Here is a 16338-nt window from a genome sequence, read left to right on the forward strand (position 1 = left end):
GCCACAGAGGACGAGAATGCCAACATTTTCCCAGAGCCTTGAGCAATCCCTGCACCGCGCCCTCGCCATCGCGAATGAGCGCCATCATCAATACGCCACGCTTGAGCATCTGTTGTTGTCGCTGGTCGATGATTCCGACGCCGCGGCCGTGATGCGGGCGTGCAGCGTTGATCTCGACAAGCTGCGCGGCAGCCTCGTCAACTACCTGGAAACCGAGTTCGAGAACCTCGTCACCGATGGTTCCGAGGACGCCAAGCCGACCGCCGGCTTCCAGCGCGTGATCCAGCGCGCGGTGATCCACGTGCAATCCTCAGGGCGCGAGGAGGTGACCGGCGCCAACGTGCTGATCGCCATTTTCGCCGAGCGCGAAAGCCATGCCGCTTACTTCCTGCAGGAGCAGGACATGACGCGGTATGACGCCGTGAACTACATCAGCCATGGCATTGCCAAGCGGCCCGGCGTGTCCGAGGCGCGGCCGGTGCGCGGCGTCGATGAGGAGACCGAGACCAAGAGCGGCGACGACTCCAAGAAGAAGGGCGACGCGCTCGAGACCTATTGCGTCAACCTCAACAAGAAGGCGCGCGAGGGCAAGATCGACCCGGTGATCGGCCGCAACGCCGAGATCAGCCGCGCCATCCAGGTGCTGTGCCGCCGCCAGAAGAACAATCCGCTGTTCGTGGGCGAGGCCGGCGTCGGCAAGACCGCGATCGCCGAAGGGCTCGCCAAGCGCATCGTGGAAAGCGAAGTGCCGGAAGTGCTTGCCGCTGCCACCGTGTTCTCGCTGGACATGGGCACGCTCTTGGCCGGTACCCGCTATCGCGGTGACTTCGAGGAGCGGCTCAAGCAGGTGCTCAAAGAGCTGGAGGCGCATCCCAACGCCATCCTGTTCATTGATGAGATCCATACCGTGATCGGCGCCGGCGCCACCTCCGGCGGCGCGATGGATGCCTCCAATCTGCTCAAGCCGGCATTGGCATCGGGCAGCATCCGCTGCATGGGCTCGACCACCTACAAGGAGTATCGCCAGCATTTTGAGAAGGACCGCGCCTTGGTGCGCCGGTTCCAGAAGATCGACGTCAACGAGCCGACCGTCGAAGACGCGATCGCGATCCTCAAGGGGCTAAAACCTTATTTCGAGGACTATCACAAGCTGAAATACACCGGCGAGGCGATCGAGGCCGCGGTGCAGCTGTCGTCGCGCTACATCCATGACCGCAAGCTGCCGGATAAGGCGATCGACGTGATCGATGAATCCGGCGCGGCGCAGATGCTGCTCGCCGAGAACAAGCGCAAGAAGACCATCGGCATCAAGGAGATTGAAGCCACGGTCGCCACCATGGCGCGGATTCCGCCCAAAAGCGTGTCCAAGGACGACGCCGAGGTGCTCAAGCATCTCGAGCAGACCTTGAAGCGGGTGGTGTTTGGCCAGGATCGCGCCATCGAGTCGCTGGCCGCCTCCATCAAGCTGGCGCGCGCTGGCCTGCGTGAACCGGAAAAGCCGATCGGCTGCTACCTGTTCTCTGGCCCGACCGGCGTCGGCAAGACCGAGGTCGCCAAACAGCTCGCTTCCACCTTGGGCGTCGAGCTGCTGCGCTTCGATATGTCGGAATATATGGAACGCCACACCGTCTCGCGGCTGATCGGCGCGCCGCCCGGCTATGTCGGCTTCGACCAGGGCGGCCTGCTGACCGACGGCGTTGATCAGCATCCGCATTGCGTGGTGCTGCTCGACGAAATCGAGAAGGCGCATCCTGACCTGTACAACGTGCTGCTGCAGATCATGGATCACGGCCGGCTCACCGATCACAACGGCAAGCAGGTCAACTTCCGGAATGTGATCTTGATCATGACCACCAATGCCGGTGCCGCTGATCTGGCGCGGCAGGCGTTCGGCTTCACCCGCACCAAGCGGGAAGGCGACGACCACGAGGCGATCAACCGGCAGTTCGCGCCGGAATTCCGCAACCGGCTCGATGCGATTGTGTCGTTTGCGCATCTGAACGCCGACGTGATCGGCATGGTGGTCGAAAAGTTCGTGCTGCAGCTCGAGGCTCAGCTCGCCGACCGCGACGTCACCATCGAACTGTCCGAGCCGGCCAAGGCTTGGCTGGTGCAGCATGGCTATGACGAGCAGATGGGCGCCCGGCCAATGGCGCGGGTGATCCAGGAGCACATCAAGAAGCCGCTGGCGGATGAGGTGCTGTTCGGCAAGCTCAAGGGCGGCGGCCATGTGCGCGTGGTGCTGGTGCCCGATGAGGCGAACGCCGAGAAGGAGGCCGAGAAGATCGGCTTCGAATATCTCGACGGGCCGATCACGCCGAAGCCGGAAAACCTGCCGGCCGCCAAGAAGCGCTCGGCGCCGCGCAAGCCGAAGTCCGGCCCGGGCGGCTCCAAGGAGCCGCTGGTCAAGGCGTAGTTACGCGGCTGCGTATCGTGGGCTACCGGTGTTCCGGCAGCCCGCGGTCACGTTTCATGGCGCGCAGAATTTGTTTCATGGCGCGCAGAATTTCATGGCGCGCAGAATTGAAAAAGGGCCGGTCACGCGACCGGCCCTTTTCTTATGCGAGTGTCACAGGCGCCGGAGCCGCAAGCGCGATCAGCGCCCGGGCTCCGGTGGCAGCATCACAGCCCAGCCATAGGTCTGTGACTTGCCGTGGCCGAGCGGCAGCACCAAGGTGCCGAGCGTCGGCGTTAGCCCCTCCAGCGCCTTGCGATAGGGCTCTGGGATCTCGTCGGTGCGTGGGAAGTCGGCGGTCGACCACAGCACCAGCGTGCCCGAAGCTTTCAGCCGTTCCGGGGTGATCCAGGGGCTTTTGCGGAAATCGCCATCGATGAACACCGATGGCCGCGGCGAAGCGTACAGCGCCACAAAGCCGGCCTGCTTGAAATCGCCGGTGACGATGTCGAAGCGGCGGAAACTCTTGCCATTCCAGATCGACTGCATGGCATTGGACAATTCGCGCGCCGGCCACATCTGGGTCGGCACCTGGCCGGAGCCGCTGGCCTTGGCGTAATTGAAGGCAACATGCCCAATCGGCAGGCCGATCAGTACCAGCAGCCAGATCGTGGTCACCAGCCGCGGCGCGCGCAGCACCAGTTTCTGCGGCAGCAGCATCACCATCGCCAGCCCGGACAGCGCCACCAGCGAGCCGCCAATCTCCGGGCGCTGATCGACGCCGGCATAGGCGGTCATCGCGCCGATCATGAGCAGCGGCAAGAACGCCGCCATCAGCACCAGCGACTTGTCGAAGGTTTTGGGCTGTTCCAGCTCCAGCGTCACCGGCTCGCCCTGCAGCGGCAGTTTGGGGATCATCGCCAGCAGCACGATCACGATCATGCCGGCGTGATAGCCGACCTGCGACCCCAGGAATTTCAGGCCGGCGAACAGCTTTGCGAACACGCCTTCGACCGGCGGGCGGTCGAACGCGAAGGTGAACGGCAGGAAATCGTTCTGCACCAGCCAGATCAGATTGGGCAGCAGCAGCGCCGTGCCGACCAGCACCGCCAGATACGGGCCGCGCGTGGCCAGCGCCCGGCGCCCCTGCGGCATCAGCAACAGATGCAGGCCGAGCACCGCGAGCAGCAGCGCACCCGAATATTTCGAGTACATCAGCAGCGCGGCGGCGACGCCGAACAGCGCCCAATTGCCGATCCGATTGTCGAGCACCGCCTTGCGATAGATGTAAACGGTGGCGGCGAAGATCGGCAGCTGCCCGACGTTGTGACTGTACATCGTCACCGGCGGGCCGAAATAATAGATCAGGATGGTGAGCGCGATCGCCAGCACCGCGCCGGTCTTGCCGACGGTTTCGATGCCGATCAGCCAGATGAAATAGAACGTCACCAGGATCGAGGCGATCGCCAGCACGAAATGCGAGCCGATCCAGTGGAAGGTGAGTTGGTAGGCGATCTCCGTCAGCCACGGCTCAAGCGGCGGGTGCTTCCAGTAGCCCCACTGCATCTCCTTGCCGAACAGGAACATCTCGTAGCTGTCGAACGGCATGGCCGGGAAGCTGATGGTCGCGGCGAACCACAGCGCGCCATAGACCGCCATCACCCACAGCAGCAACCGGGCCGGCGAGTTGCGCAGCGCATCCAGGAAGGAGTCGCAGGTTTCCACAAATAGCGCGATGAAGCTGAATTCGCGGCCAGCCGCCGCACCGCCGCCCGGCGCGCTCGCGGCCAGCGCGGCCGGCCGGCTCTGGCCGCCGCCGGAGGTGCCAGTTGCCGGCTTGTTCTTGGCCGGCTTGCTCGCCGGCGCGGGCTTAATTTGCTGGGCGGGCTTGGCCTGCGGTGCGGGTTTTGCCTGCTGCGCGGGCTTATTTGGCTGCGCCGGCTTGGCTTGCTGCTGCGCAGGCTGCGCGGTCGTGGCGGGGGCAGGGCGTGGTGCCTCGGCCGCCGGACTGGCGTCCGCCGTGGTTTCGAGCTGGTCCGCCGGGACAGACGCGGGCGCGGCGACGCGCGCGGCCTGCTGGCCGCCACCCGTCCGCTTCTTCGGCCGGTTCCGCTGCTTCTTGCTGTGCTTTTTGATGGCTCGTGGTCCTTGGCGGTTCCGGGCGCCAGTCAACCGCCAGCGAGCCGGATATGGTCTTCCGGACCGAGGTTTTAGTGCATTCAGCGCAGCGACAAAATGATCGGCCGCGGCCAAGCGGCATCAAACCACCGCCGCTGCGGCGTTATGAACACCTGATGTAAGGGGAACCCGGGATCGCCCCAGGCTCGAGGCTCAATTGCCGAGCAGCACGTTCAGCCGGCGCTGCAATTCGCGCTTCTTGCGCTCGCTGCGCCGCAGCCGCTCTTCGAGGTCGGAGGCGTCGCCGCTGGTGTCAAACGCGACCCCGGCAACATTGTTGCGCAGCCACACGATGCGCGCCAGGAACGAGCGGCCCTTTTTGGCGATCTGCAGCCGTAGGGTGTCGGGCAGGCCGGAGGCGCTGCCGAATTCCAGCCGGGCACCGTGTTCGGAGATGTTGCGCACCACGCAATCACGGGTCGAGCCCTGGTCATTGACCGAGGCCACGGCACCCAACATCACCTTGTCTCGAGATTGCTGCCGTCGCTCGGTCATGCGGTCGCGCTCCACGGTCGAGACGCCGAATCTACTCCGGTTTGCGCCAGAGAGAAGCGGCGTCGCATCGGCCGTTGAGATTAACGTAAACGGCCAGACGGGCGTCACCAGCTACCGCAAGCGGCGCGGCGTGATGTCATCTGGCGGGCAGCCGGCCGAACTGTTTGGCATGGCGGTCCGGGCTTGCTAGGCATCAGGCCGTCGGGCGACGGTGTTGGACGCAAGTGCATGCGCATGACAGGCGACGTGCTACGGGCCGTGTTGATCCTGCTGGCGCTGGTGCTGCTGCCGATTGGCGCGGCGGCCGGCGAGGCCGTGCCGGAGGCTGCGCCGCCTTCGCCGCCAGCGGTACCTGCCGTGCCAGCTGCCGAGGCACCTTCTGGAGCGCCATCCGCCGAACCCGCGAATACTGAGCCCATCCAAGCTGAGCCCACCAAGCCTGCGGATCCGCAGCCGCCAGCCGCCGCGCAAGCCAATACCCGCGCGGCGATCTGCCTGATGATCGAATCCGCGGCCAAAGCGCATGATCTGCCGCTGGAGTTCTTTGCCCGGGTGATCTGGCAGGAGAGCCGCTTTCAGCCCGGCGCCATCGGCCCGGTGACGCGCAGTGGTCAGCGCGCCCAGGGCATCGCGCAGTTCATGCCAGGCACCGCGAGTGAACGGCGGCTGCTCGATCCATTCGATCCGGTGCAGGCGCTGCCAAAATCCGCCGAGTTTTTGGCCGAGCTGCGTGACCGCTTCGGCAATCTCGGCCTCGCGGCCGCGGCCTACAACGCCGGCCCGCGCCGGGTTCAAGAGTGGATCGCCGGCACCGGACCGATGCCGCTGGAAACCCGCAACTATGTGCTGGCGATCACTGGCGCCTCGGTCGACGATTGGGCCTCCGGCGCCAAGGCCAAGGCGCCCGAAACGCCGTCGCCGCGCGACTGCCGCTCTTTGATGGCATTGCTCGACCGCGCCCCCAATCTGTTTGTCAGCGAGCTGGCGCAGCGCGTGAAACTTGGCGTCGATCGGCCGTGGGGCGTGCAGCTCGCCGCCGGGTTCAACCGCGACCGTGCCTTGATGAGTTATGCGCGGGCGATGACGAAGCTCAGCAGCGTGATCGGTGATCAGGACCCGAGCCTGCTTGGCTCGCTGTTCCGCAGCCGCGGCACACGCACCTTCTATCAAGTGCGGATCGGCACCGACACGCGCGAAGCGGCCAACGAGCTGTGCACCAAGATCCGCCGCGCCGGCAGCGCCTGTCTGGTGCTGCGCAACCGCCCAGGCTAAGGATGACGCGCGTGTGCGGCGAGCGCAGAGCGCTCCGCGCCGAGCAGCCTTGACGATTAGCACTTTCGTGGCCGTTATGCGCGAAGCAGCAACCGACGGTCACCATGCGGCTTCCATCCCCCGAGTCGATGCGATGGCAACGACCATCCACTGCCTACGTGCTGGGCCTACGCTCGGCTGCAACCACCGTGCTGTCGCTGGTGCTGTTCGCGACCTATATCGGCATCGGCGCGCTGGCTCATGATACCGGCTTCAGCCTGTTCTGGGTGCTGGCCAGCACCGTGCTGGTGTGGGCTGGGCCGGCGCAGATCATCCTGATTTCGATGCTCAGCTCCGGCGCCACCTGGCTGCAGACCGCGATTGCGGTGACGGTCAGCGCCATCCGGCTGTTTCCGATGGTGGTGTCGGTGCTGCCGATGATGCGCACGCCCACCACCAAGAAATCGCAGCTGATCCTGCCGGCGCATTTCGTGGCGGTGACCATGTGGGTCGAGTGCTTTCGGCTGCTGCCGCAGGTACCACGCGAGCGGCGCATTCCGTTTGCACTCGGGCTCGGCACCGGCTTTGTAACGGTGTGCGTGTCGGCCAACGTCGTTGGCTACGGGCTCGCGGCCAATCTGCCGCAACTGTTCGGTGCGGCAATCCTGCTGCTGACACCGCTGACCTTTCTGCTATCCACCGCACGCAACTGCCGTGAACTCGCGGACTATCTGGCGCTGATCCTCGGGCTCGCGTTGTTTCCGCTGGCCGGAATGCTCAACACCGGCGTCGATATTCTGATCAGCGGCGTCGCTGCGGGCACGATCGCTTATGGCGTGCATCGCTGGAGGCGCAGCCGATGACCGAGCTGCTCGGCGAATGGCAGGCGCTGCTGGTGCTGCTGCTGGCAGGGTTCTTGCCTAACGAAGTCTGGCGGATGCTCGGCGTCTGGCTCGGGGGCGGGCTCGATGAAGGCTCGGAACTGCTGGTGTGGGTGCGCGCGGTGGCGAGTGCGATCCTCGCCGGCGTGATCGCGCAGATTCTGCTGATGCCACCGGGCGCGCTGGCAGCCGTGCCGCCGACGCTGCGCTTTGGTGCAGTGGTGGCGGGACTGATCATCTTCCTCGCGACCAAACGCTCGATCTTCATCGGCGTGCTGGGCGGCGAAGCGGTGCTGCTGTTTGGGCAATGGTGGATGGGTTGAAATTGGCCAGATCGCAGTCGCCAACATCACAACAAAAAAGAGAGGGACGACATGTTGGTTGAGGACGAGCTGCGCGAAGGCGAGGTCACGGTGGTGCCGCCGCCGCCCAATGATGCCGGGCTGGTGTTCATCGGCCGGATCCGCACGCCCTGGAGCTCGCGCAGCGAGACGCCGCGCCAGGGCCGCCATGATGGGCCGGTGTGCCGGCTGGAAATCTTCGAGCCCTGGGGGCAGGCGCTGCAGGGCATCGACCACTATGCGACGCTCGATGTGGTCTATTGGCTGCACCAGTCGCGCCGCGATCTGGTGCTGCAGCGCGGCCACCACGCCAGCGGCGTGCGCGGCACGTTTTCGCTGCGCTCACCGCTGCGGCCCAATCCGATCGGGATTTCATCGGTGGCGCTGGTCGGCGTCGAAGGCAACACCGTGCTGGTGCGCGGGCTCGATTGTCTCGACGGCACGCCATTGATCGATCTCAAGCCCGATCGCTGCAATCACTCGCTGTAACGGATCGCCTTGCGGCTGCAGTGAACATCAAATGAGAGTTTCGGTTCTGATTCCATCAGAACCGAAACAATTTTAGCCAGCCTGCAGCGCTGCGATCAGTTGCGCGGCGTGGCTCTCCAGCACCGCGGGGTCTTCCTTGCGGCTCTGGGGCGGCAGCAGCGCGACGCCGTCAAAGCGCGGCATCACATGCATGTGCAGGTGATAGACCACTTGCCCGGCAGCGGGCTCGCTGAACTGCTGCACGACAATGCCCTCGGCCTTGAAGGCGCGCATCGCGGCATGGGCGATGGTGCGCGCGCCGCGCGCCACATGCGCGAAATCCTCCGCTGAGATGTCGAGAATATTGCGCGCCGGCGCCTTCGGAATCACCAGGGTATGGCCGGGCGAGCGCGGCATGATGTCGAGAAAAGCAAATACGTGGTCGTTCTCATAGACCTTGTAGCACGGGAACTCGCCGCGCAGGATTTTGGCGAAGATGTTTTGCGGATCGTAAGCGGTCATGACGACTCCCAGATGTTACCGCGCGACTGTCGCCGCCGTGCGGGGCGCGGTCAAGTCGGCTCCTCGGCGGCCTTGCGAAACGGTCCGGCCTCGGTCAATTCGCGGGCGGCCGCGGCGACATAGGCGCGTTCCTGCTTAAGATATTCCGCCACCGCGCGGCGCAGCGCCGGATCGGCGATGTAATGCGCCGAATAGGTGGTCTGCGGCAGGTAGCCGCGCGCGATCTTGTGTTCACCCTGGGCGCCGGCTTCGACCCGGGTCAGGCGCTCGGCGATCGCAAAATCGATCGCCTGATAGTAGCACACCTCGAAATGCAGAAACGGGTGATGCTCGATCGCGCCCCAATGGCGGCCGAACAGCGTATCGCCACCGATGAAGTTGATGGCGCCGGCGATGTAGCGGCCGTTGCGCCTCGCCATCACCAAAAGCACCTGGTCGCTCATGGTGAGGCCGATCTCGCGATAAAATTCGCGGGTCAAATAGGGCCGGCCCCATTTGCGCGAGCCGGTCTCCATGTAGAACGCAAAGAACGCATCCCAGGCCTGTTCGGTGATCGCGGTGCCGCGCAGCCTCTCAATGCTGATGCCGTTGGCGACGGCATCGCGCCGCTCGCGCCGGATCGCCTTGCGATGGCGCGAGGCGAGGGTGGCGAGAAAGTCGTCAAAGCAGGCGTAGCCGGCATTGTGCCAATGGAATTGCTGATCGGTGCGCTGCAGAAACCCGCGCTGCGCCAGAAACCGCCATTCGCTTTCGCGCGCGAAGGTGACATGCACCGAAGACGCGCGGCTTCCCTCGCACAACGCGATCAACCCTTCGGCGAGCGCTTGGCTGACGCGCTCACCATCGGCATCGCCGCGGATCAATAGCCGCGGCCCGGTGGCCGGCGTGAACGGCACCGACACTTGCAGCTTTGGGTAATAGCGGCCGCCGGCGCGATGATAGGCGTCGGCCCAGCCGCGATCGAACACATATTCTCCGAGCGAGTGCGATTTCAGATAGCACGGCACGATGCCGACCACGCGGCCGCGCTGACGCGCGATCAGATGGCGCGGTGCCCAGCCGGTGTCGCGGCACGCCGATTGCGAGCTTTCGAGTGCGGCGAAGAAGGCATGGCTGACGAACGGATTGTAGGCGGACAGTGCCGGCTCAGCGCCGCCATTGCGGCTGGCGCTCGGCAGTCCCGGCGCGCAGAGCGAGGTCGCGCAGGCATCCCAATCATGGGCATCGATCAGTGTCACCGACGCCGCCGTCTCCAGGGTGATGTCAGCTGCGATCATGAAGCGGCAAAACCATCATCGGCTGGATCAAGCATGGTGGCTCCATGATCTCAAGATGTGGGGTCGGCGCGCTGGTTCAAGACGGCGTAGCGTCTGGAACAAATCCTTCAAAAATCATCTGGTCGGCATAGCGCGCGGCGCGCTCGCGCTGCTCGGGCGTGCGCACCGTCCAGGTCAAGAGCGGGCAGCCGAACAGATGGCGCGCCAGCCACGGCGCCGGCGCCGGCAATTGCTGCACCCAATAGGCAACGAAATGCGGCTGGGTGCGCAGGCTGTGACGCAGATAGAGCATGCTGTCGCGCTGCTGCGGCGTCAGCTTGACCCAATAGGGATCGTCATAGCTGCGCTGCGCGGTGATGCCGCGCGGCAGTTCCGGCATCGCCTGCCGCAGCGCCAGCACCTGATCGGGATCGAACGACATGGCCGCGACCGGCCCTCGATAAGAGGCCAGCACCTGCGTGAGCCGCTTCACCAGCTGGCGATCGCCATCGAAGTGACTCTTCACTTCGATGAGGAGCGGCACACGGCCGGCAACGAGATCGCACAGGTCGCCGACCGTCATCATGCGCTCGCTGGTGTCCTTGAAGCGCACGCGCTTCAGCTCTGCGGCGGACAGCGTCGCGAGCGCGCCACTGCCGTCGGTGAGGCGGCCGAGCTCATCGTCATGATGAACCATCGCCTCGCCATCGGCGCTGAGCTGAATGTCGACCTCGATGCCAAACCGGCCTTCGACCGCGGCGCTGATCGCGCCGGGCATGTTCTCGATCACGCCGCGGGCGTAATTATGCAGCCCGCGATGCGCAATCGGTCGTGCGGTCAGCCAGCCGGGCGCGCGCACGCTCAGGCGACCTCGAACAGCCCTTCGACCTCGACCGCGGCATCCGCCGGCAGCGAGGCGACGCCGACCGTGGTGCGGGCGTGGCGGCCCTTGTCGCCGAACGCGGCGACCATCAAATCGGAGGCGCCGTTCAGCACCTTGGGGCCATCGATAAAATCGGGCGCGGAATTGATGAAGCCGCCAAGGCGTACCACCCGCACCACCTTGTCGAGATCGCCGAGCGCGGCTTTGACCTGCGCCAGCAGATTGATGGCGCAGCCACGCGCGGCGGCATTGCCCTGATCGACGGTGACATCGGTGCCGAGCTTGCCCTTGGCGATCAGCTTGCCCTCGGCGTCGAAACACACCTGGCCGGACACGAACAGCAGATTGCCGGTGCGCACGAAGCTGACATAGTTGGCGACCGGGCTCGCCGGCTCGTGCAAATGAACGCCCTGCGCTGCGAGCTTCTGCTCAACCATGCCTGCCATAACTGATCCCCATTGTGTGTGAAGTCGTGCTGCTTTTTTGACCCAATGCCATGCGAGTTGCAAGCAATTGGGACTGGCAGGGGCTCGGGCAGGGGCGCGGTTGCGGCGCCCTTGGCGAGCCACTATTGTTGAACCAGTGAATTTAAGGGGACCGCAATGCGAGGCATTCGGCCGTTCTGGCGCTTCAATGTTTTGACTGTGGTGTTGCCGCTGGCGCTGATCGGTGCCGGCTGCGGCACCGCGACCGCCGGCGCCACGCCGCCTTTTCTGTCGCACCAGGCGCTTTATGAACTCAGCCTGTTGAAGGCGCGCGGCAATGTCGCGCTCAACAGCGTGCGCGGCCGCATTCTGTACAGTTTCTCCGGCAGCGCCTGCGAAGGCTACAGTTCCGAGTTTCGTCAGGTGTCGGAGCTCGACAGCGGCGAGGGCAAGAACGTGCTCAGCGATCTGCGCTCGACCAGCTGGGAAGACGGCGACGCCAAGAGCTACCGCTTCAAGATCGAAACCAAGATGAACGACACCGATCCCAGCGTGGTGGACGGGGTCGCGGAGCGCGACGGCGACCATATCTCGGTCAAGCTCAAGCAGCCGGCGGCGAAGAATTTTACGCTCGATGGAACCATCGTGTTCCCGACCGAGCAGATCCGGCGCATCATCGCTGCGGCGCAGCAGGGCAAGTCACTGCTGGAACTGACCGTCTATGACGGCTCGGACAATGGCGAGAAGGTTTACAACACGCTCACTGTGATCGGTCAGCCGATCCCCGGCGACCGCGCTGTGACCGCGCCCGATCCCTCGACGGCGTCGAACACCATGAAGTCGCTGACGCGCTGGCCGGTGACGGTCAGTTACTACGACCGCGAGGCCAAGACCAATAGCGGCGAGCAGACCCCGGTCTATGCGATGTCGTTCGAGCTGTATGAGAACGGCGTGTCGCGCGCGTTGGTGCTCGACTACAACGACTTCGTGATTGCCGGCGCGCTCGGCAAATTCGACGTCAAGGACAGCCGGCCCTGTAAGTAACGGCGTTCACGCCACTCCTCAGCTCAGCGCGCAACGCGCTGCTGCACGTCAGGTCGGCGGCTTCTCCGGCCCCTGATAGGCGATGCCACGGATCACCGCGGCGTCGCCGAATTTTTTGCGCAGGTCATCAATGGCGCGCTCGGCGCTCGCTTGGCGGCGATCGAGCAGATCGACATCGTCAGCGGTCGCCGAGCCCGGCTGCAAGGCGCTGACGCCGGTGCCGATCAGGCGGAACGCGGTGCCGTCGATCTCCTTGGCAAGCAGCTCGCGCGAAATCGCAAAAATCCGGGCGGCGAGCTGGGTCGGTGCGTGAATGGTCTGGGCGCGAGTGCGCTGCCGGAAATCCGCGGTCTTCAATTTCAGCGTCACGGTCGAACCGCATAGATCGGCACTCTTCAGCCGCGCCGACACCTTGTCCGACAGGCTCCAGAGGATGCGCTCCAGCGTCGGCAGGTCGCGGATGTCGTGCTCGAAGGTGACTTCGTTGGAAATGCTTTTGGCGCCGCGGTCAGGCTCGACACGGCGGTCGTCGATGCCGCGCGCCAGCCGCCATAGCCGCTGTCCTTCGGCGCCGAACTGCCGCATCAGGTCGATCTCGTCGGCGCGCTGCAGATCGCCGATGGTGCGGAAGCCGCGCTGCACCAGCCGTTCCTGGGTGGCCGGGCCGACGCCGAAGATGAATCCGACCGGCCGCTCCGCCAGCATGGCGCAGGCCTGCTGCTGATCGATCACCGCGAAGCCGCGCGGCTTGTCGAGATCGGAGGCGATCTTGGCCAGGAACTTGTTGCAGGACAGCCCGACCGACACCGTGATGCCGATCTGGCGCTCGAGATCGCGGGCAAAGCGCGCCAGGGTTTTGGCGGCGCTGGCGCCGTGCAGTCGTTCAGTTCCGGACAGGTCGAGAAACGCTTCGTCGATCGACAGCGGCTCGACCAGCGGCGTCAGCGACAGCATCGCTTGGCGCACCTCGCGGCCGACGCGCACATATTTCGCCATGTCCGGGCGGATCACCACCGCGTCGGGGCACAGATCGAGCGCCTTGAACATCGGCATCGCCGAGCGCACGCCAAAAGTCCGCGCGATGTAGCAGGCGGTCGACACCACGCCGCGCTTGCCGCCGCCGACGATCACCGGCCGATCGATCAGCTCGGGATTATCGCGCTTCTCGACGGTGGCGTAGAACGCATCGCAATCGATATGGGCCAGCGTCAGCGAGCCGAGCGCGCGGTGGCGCAGCAGTTTGGGCGAGCCGCAGGCGGCGCAGCGCGGCGCCGCCATTGGCTGGTCAGCCAGGCAGTCGCGGCAGAAGCAGCCGGGAACGAACGGCGCTGCGCCTGGTTGGTTCACGGCACGTCGCGCGCCGTCAAATGATCGTCGAGCGCCTGGCGGGCGGCGGCCACCGTGGTCGGGTGCAGGCCCGACGCCGCGGCAAAAGCCTGCACCGCTTCATCGTCGCGCAGCAGGAAGTCGAGCACCCCGGTCAAAAACTGCGGATCGGCGGCAGAGCTGCGCAGCGTGGACGGACCGATCCCGGTTTCCGCGAGGAACCGGGCCAGCCGCTCTGGCTGCGAGGCCAGGAACGACAGCGCTTGAACCGCTACGATTTCAGCCATTTGGCGGGCGTCGCGAGGGGGCTTTGGCATTGGCAGTGTTTGCCTTTCCGTAACTTATTAGCTCTATTTTGATCCATCATGCCCGAGTCAGTGCGGCGTGGCGAACGCAATCGCATGTCGCAGATGTCGGGCATTTTGTTTCCGGAATGGAGGGCGGGATGGCCAAGACCGTCCTGATCGTCGAAGATAACGAGCTCAATATGAAGCTCTTTCGCGACCTGCTGGAGGCCCATGGCTACCAGACCTCCGGTACCAGTAACGGTTACGAAGCGCTCGATCTCACGCGCAAGCTTCGCCCCGATCTGATCCTGATGGACATTCAGCTGCCGCAAGTCTCCGGCCTGGAAGTCACCCGCTGGATCAAAGACGATCCCCAGCTCCGTTCGATCCCGGTGGTCGCCGTCACCGCTTTCGCCATGAAGGGCGATGAGGAACGAATCCGCGAAGGCGGCTGCGAGGCCTATCTGTCCAAGCCGATCTCCGTTGGCAAGTTCATCGAAACGGTCCGGCGCTTCATCGGATAGGAGGGAGCATGTCCGCCCGTATCCTCGTGGTCGATGATATTCCCGCCAATGCCCGGCTGTTGGAAGCAAGGCTGACTGCTGAGTATTTCGACGTCATCACCGCCGCCAACGGCGCCGAGGCCTTGGAGGCCTGCGCGCGTTCGGAATGCGATCTGATTCTGCTCGACGTGATGATGCCGGATATGGACGGCTTTGAGGTGTGCCGCCGGCTCAAATCCAATCCGGCGACCCATTTCATCCCGGTGGTGATGGTCACCGCGCTCGATTCGCCGGCCGACCGTGTGCGCGGGCTGGAAGCTGGCGCCGACGATTTCCTCACCAAGCCGGTGTCCGACGTGGTGCTGATCGCGCGGGTGCGCTCGCTGACCCGGCTCAAGATGATGACTGATGAGCTGCGGATGCGCGCCATCACGTCCTACGAGATCGGCATGCAGCAGCCGGAGCGCGACGCCGTCGCCGAAACCGGCAAGGGCGGCCGCATTCTGCTGGTTGATGACCGGCCGTCGTCCTATGAGCGGCTGGTGCCGCTGCTCACCACCGAGCATCACGTCGATCTGGAAACCCGGCCCGAGGATGCGCTGTTTCAGGCCGCCGAGGGCAATTACGATCTGCTGATCGTGTCGCTCGGGCTCGAGCAATATGACGGCCTGCGGCTGTGCAGTCAGGCGCGCTCGCTGGATCGCACCCGGCATGTGCCGATCGTCGCGATCGCCGAGGCCGACAGCAACGCACGGCTGCTGCGGGGCCTGGAAATCGGCGTCAACGACTATCTGATGCGCCCGGTCGACAAGAATGAATTGCTGGCGCGGGTGCGCACCCAGATCCGCCGCCGGCGCTACACCGAGCAATTGCGCGATAACGTGCAGCACTCGTTCGAAATGGCGGTCACCGACGCGCTCACCGGGCTGCATAATCGCCGCTATCTGGAAAGCCACCTCAAGACGCTGTCCGAGCAGGCTTCAGCGCGCGGCAAGCCGCTGGCGGTGATGATGCTCGACATCGACTTCTTTAAATCGATCAACGACACCTACGGTCACGACGCCGGCGACGACGTGCTGCGCGAATTCGCGATGCGCATCCGCCGCTCGATCCGCGGCATCGATCTCGCCTGCCGCTTCGGCGGCGAGGAATTCGTGGTGGTGATGCCGGAGACCAATGTTCAGGTGGCCAGCATGGTCGCCGAGCGGCTGCGCGGCGCGGTCGCCAGCGAGCCGTTTGCGATCGAGAAGGGCGCGCGCCAGATCGACGTCACGATCTCGATCGGGCTGTCGACGCTGGAACGCAAGGGCGAGCCGATCGCCGATGTGCTGAAGCGCGCCGACACCGCGCTGTATCGCGCCAAGCACGACGGCCGCAACCGTGTGGTCGCCGCGGCGGCTTAAGCTCTTTCGGCGTCAGCGTTCAGTACGACAACCTCACCCAGCCATTCCGGGGCGCTCGCGATAGCGAGCGAACCCGGAAACTCAGGCGGTTTTGTCCTTCGTCACCATCTCGGGATTTCGGGTCTACGCGCTGACGCGCGTAGCCCGGAATGACGGTGCTTTGATCAGTGAGGTCGCGCTCGGCGGTTCATCGCCGCTCAGCAAGCGCGTAGCCGGATGGAGCGCAGCGCAATCCGGGGAGGGGCCGCGCACCCGCGGCGGTTCTCGGCCATTACTCCAGGTCATTCCGGGGCGCTCGCGATAGCGTGCGAACCCGGCATCTCAGGCGGGTTTGTCCTTCATCATCATCTCGGGATTCCGGGTCTACGCGCTGACGCGCGTAGCCCGGAATGACGGGCTGGGGAAGGCGCGGCATACCCACGCCACAAATGAAAAACGGGGCCGCAGGGGCCCCGTACATCCATCGTCAGTCAGCTGAGCCAGCTTACTTGATCTTGGCTTCCTTGAACTCGACGTGCTTGCGGGCGACCGGATCGTATTTCTTCTTGACCATCTTGTCGGTCATGGTGCGCGAGTTCTTCTTCGCCACGTAATAGAAGCCGGTATCCGCGGTCGACACGAGCTTGATCTTGATGGTGACCGCCTTGGCCATGGTGAAAACCTCGAAACAATGGGAATCG

The 16338-nt window shown here is 64.8% G+C and carries 17 protein-coding genes; 8 read left to right on the forward strand and 9 right to left on the reverse strand.

Annotation, left to right across the window (positions count from 1 at the left end):
- Positions 1-16 precede the first annotated feature (16 nt).
- Complete coding sequence (gene clpA / locus BJ122_RS07645) at positions 17-2416, forward strand: ATP-dependent Clp protease ATP-binding subunit ClpA (protein ID WP_110780512.1); 2400 nt, start codon at positions 17-19, stop codon at positions 2414-2416.
- A gap of 180 nt (positions 2417-2596) precedes the next feature.
- On the opposite strand, the gene BJ122_RS07650 is transcribed toward clpA, so the two are convergent.
- Positions 2597-4567: a glycosyltransferase family 39 protein gene (locus tag BJ122_RS07650; RefSeq protein ID WP_245407654.1), complete on the reverse strand. Its 1971-nt coding sequence runs from the start codon at positions 4565-4567 to the stop codon at positions 2597-2599.
- Between the two features lie 159 nt (positions 4568-4726).
- Positions 4727-5068, reverse strand: coding sequence for a PilZ domain-containing protein (locus BJ122_RS07655; RefSeq protein WP_110780513.1), 342 nt, complete (start codon positions 5066-5068; stop codon positions 4727-4729).
- A 234-nt stretch (positions 5069-5302) separates the two neighbouring features.
- Between BJ122_RS07655 and BJ122_RS07665 the strand changes: the two genes are divergently transcribed.
- From BJ122_RS07665 to tsaA, 4 genes are all read left to right on the forward strand, one after another.
- The gene (locus BJ122_RS07665) at positions 5303-6340 is read left to right on the forward strand and encodes a lytic transglycosylase domain-containing protein (RefSeq protein ID WP_110780593.1); all 1038 of its coding nucleotides are present in this window, start codon (positions 5303-5305) and stop codon (positions 6338-6340) included.
- A gap of 104 nt (positions 6341-6444) precedes the next feature.
- Positions 6445-7182, forward strand: a complete 738-nt coding sequence (locus tag BJ122_RS07670; protein ID WP_110780515.1) for an AzlC family ABC transporter permease — start codon at positions 6445-6447, stop codon at positions 7180-7182.
- On the forward strand, positions 7179-7523 hold the full coding sequence (locus BJ122_RS07675; RefSeq protein WP_110780516.1) for an AzlD domain-containing protein: 345 nt from the start codon (positions 7179-7181) through the stop codon (positions 7521-7523). Before BJ122_RS07670 ends, BJ122_RS07675 begins: the two co-directional genes overlap by 4 nt.
- A 51-nt stretch (positions 7524-7574) precedes the next feature.
- Entirely contained in the window at positions 7575-8030 is a 456-nt protein-coding gene (gene tsaA / locus BJ122_RS07680; RefSeq protein ID WP_027276817.1) for a tRNA (N6-threonylcarbamoyladenosine(37)-N6)-methyltransferase TrmO, read from the forward strand.
- Positions 8031-8102: 72 nt separating this feature from the next.
- On the opposite strand, the gene BJ122_RS07685 is transcribed toward tsaA, so the two are convergent.
- The 4 genes from BJ122_RS07685 to BJ122_RS07700 all read right to left on the reverse strand — a co-directional run bounded on the left by BJ122_RS07685 (position 8103) and on the right by BJ122_RS07700 (position 11116).
- Positions 8103-8531: an HIT family protein gene (locus tag BJ122_RS07685; protein WP_110780517.1), complete on the reverse strand. Its 429-nt coding sequence runs from the start codon at positions 8529-8531 to the stop codon at positions 8103-8105.
- A 50-nt stretch (positions 8532-8581) separates the two neighbouring features.
- Positions 8582-9808, reverse strand: a complete 1227-nt coding sequence (locus BJ122_RS07690; protein WP_110780518.1) for a GNAT family N-acetyltransferase — start codon at positions 9806-9808, stop codon at positions 8582-8584.
- 76 nt (positions 9809-9884) lie between these two features.
- Complete coding sequence (locus BJ122_RS07695; RefSeq protein ID WP_110780519.1) at positions 9885-10646, reverse strand: glycerophosphodiester phosphodiesterase; 762 nt, start codon at positions 10644-10646, stop codon at positions 9885-9887.
- A 2-nt stretch (positions 10647-10648) separates the two neighbouring features.
- Positions 10649-11116 carry a RidA family protein gene (locus tag BJ122_RS07700; protein ID WP_103010922.1) on the reverse strand — a complete coding sequence of 156 codons (468 nt, stop codon included), beginning with the start codon at positions 11114-11116 and terminating at the stop codon, positions 10649-10651.
- Between the two features lie 156 nt (positions 11117-11272).
- Between BJ122_RS07700 and BJ122_RS07705 the strand changes: the two genes are divergently transcribed.
- Positions 11273-12139 (forward strand): cell envelope integrity EipB family protein, encoded by an 867-nt coding sequence (locus tag BJ122_RS07705; RefSeq protein WP_110780520.1) that lies wholly within the window; start codon positions 11273-11275, stop codon positions 12137-12139.
- Positions 12140-12187: 48 nt separating this feature from the next.
- Here BJ122_RS07705 and BJ122_RS07710 read toward each other — a convergent pair whose 3' ends face one another.
- Positions 12188-13486, reverse strand: coding sequence for a DNA polymerase IV (locus BJ122_RS07710; RefSeq protein ID WP_110780521.1), 1299 nt, complete (start codon positions 13484-13486; stop codon positions 12188-12190).
- Positions 13483-13782, reverse strand: a complete 300-nt coding sequence (locus BJ122_RS07715) for a DUF3572 domain-containing protein (protein WP_110780522.1) — start codon at positions 13780-13782, stop codon at positions 13483-13485. Before BJ122_RS07715 ends, BJ122_RS07710 begins: the two co-directional genes overlap by 4 nt.
- A 128-nt stretch (positions 13783-13910) precedes the next feature.
- On the opposite strand from BJ122_RS07715, the gene BJ122_RS07720 reads away from it, so the two are divergent.
- Positions 13911-14276 (forward strand): response regulator, encoded by a 366-nt coding sequence (locus BJ122_RS07720; protein WP_027276825.1) that lies wholly within the window; start codon positions 13911-13913, stop codon positions 14274-14276.
- An 8-nt stretch (positions 14277-14284) separates the two neighbouring features.
- Positions 14285-15658: a PleD family two-component system response regulator gene (locus BJ122_RS07725; protein ID WP_110780523.1), complete on the forward strand. Its 1374-nt coding sequence runs from the start codon at positions 14285-14287 to the stop codon at positions 15656-15658.
- Positions 15659-16142: 484 nt separating this feature from the next.
- Here the strand turns inward: BJ122_RS07725 and rpmG are convergent, their stop codons facing one another.
- The gene (gene rpmG / locus BJ122_RS07730) at positions 16143-16310 is read right to left on the reverse strand and encodes a 50S ribosomal protein L33 (RefSeq protein ID WP_110780524.1); all 168 of its coding nucleotides are present in this window, start codon (positions 16308-16310) and stop codon (positions 16143-16145) included.
- Positions 16311-16338 lie beyond the last annotated feature (28 nt).

The organism is Rhodopseudomonas faecalis, assembly GCF_003217325.1.
GTDB classification, from domain to species: domain Bacteria; phylum Pseudomonadota; class Alphaproteobacteria; order Rhizobiales; family Xanthobacteraceae; genus Rhodopseudomonas; species Rhodopseudomonas faecalis.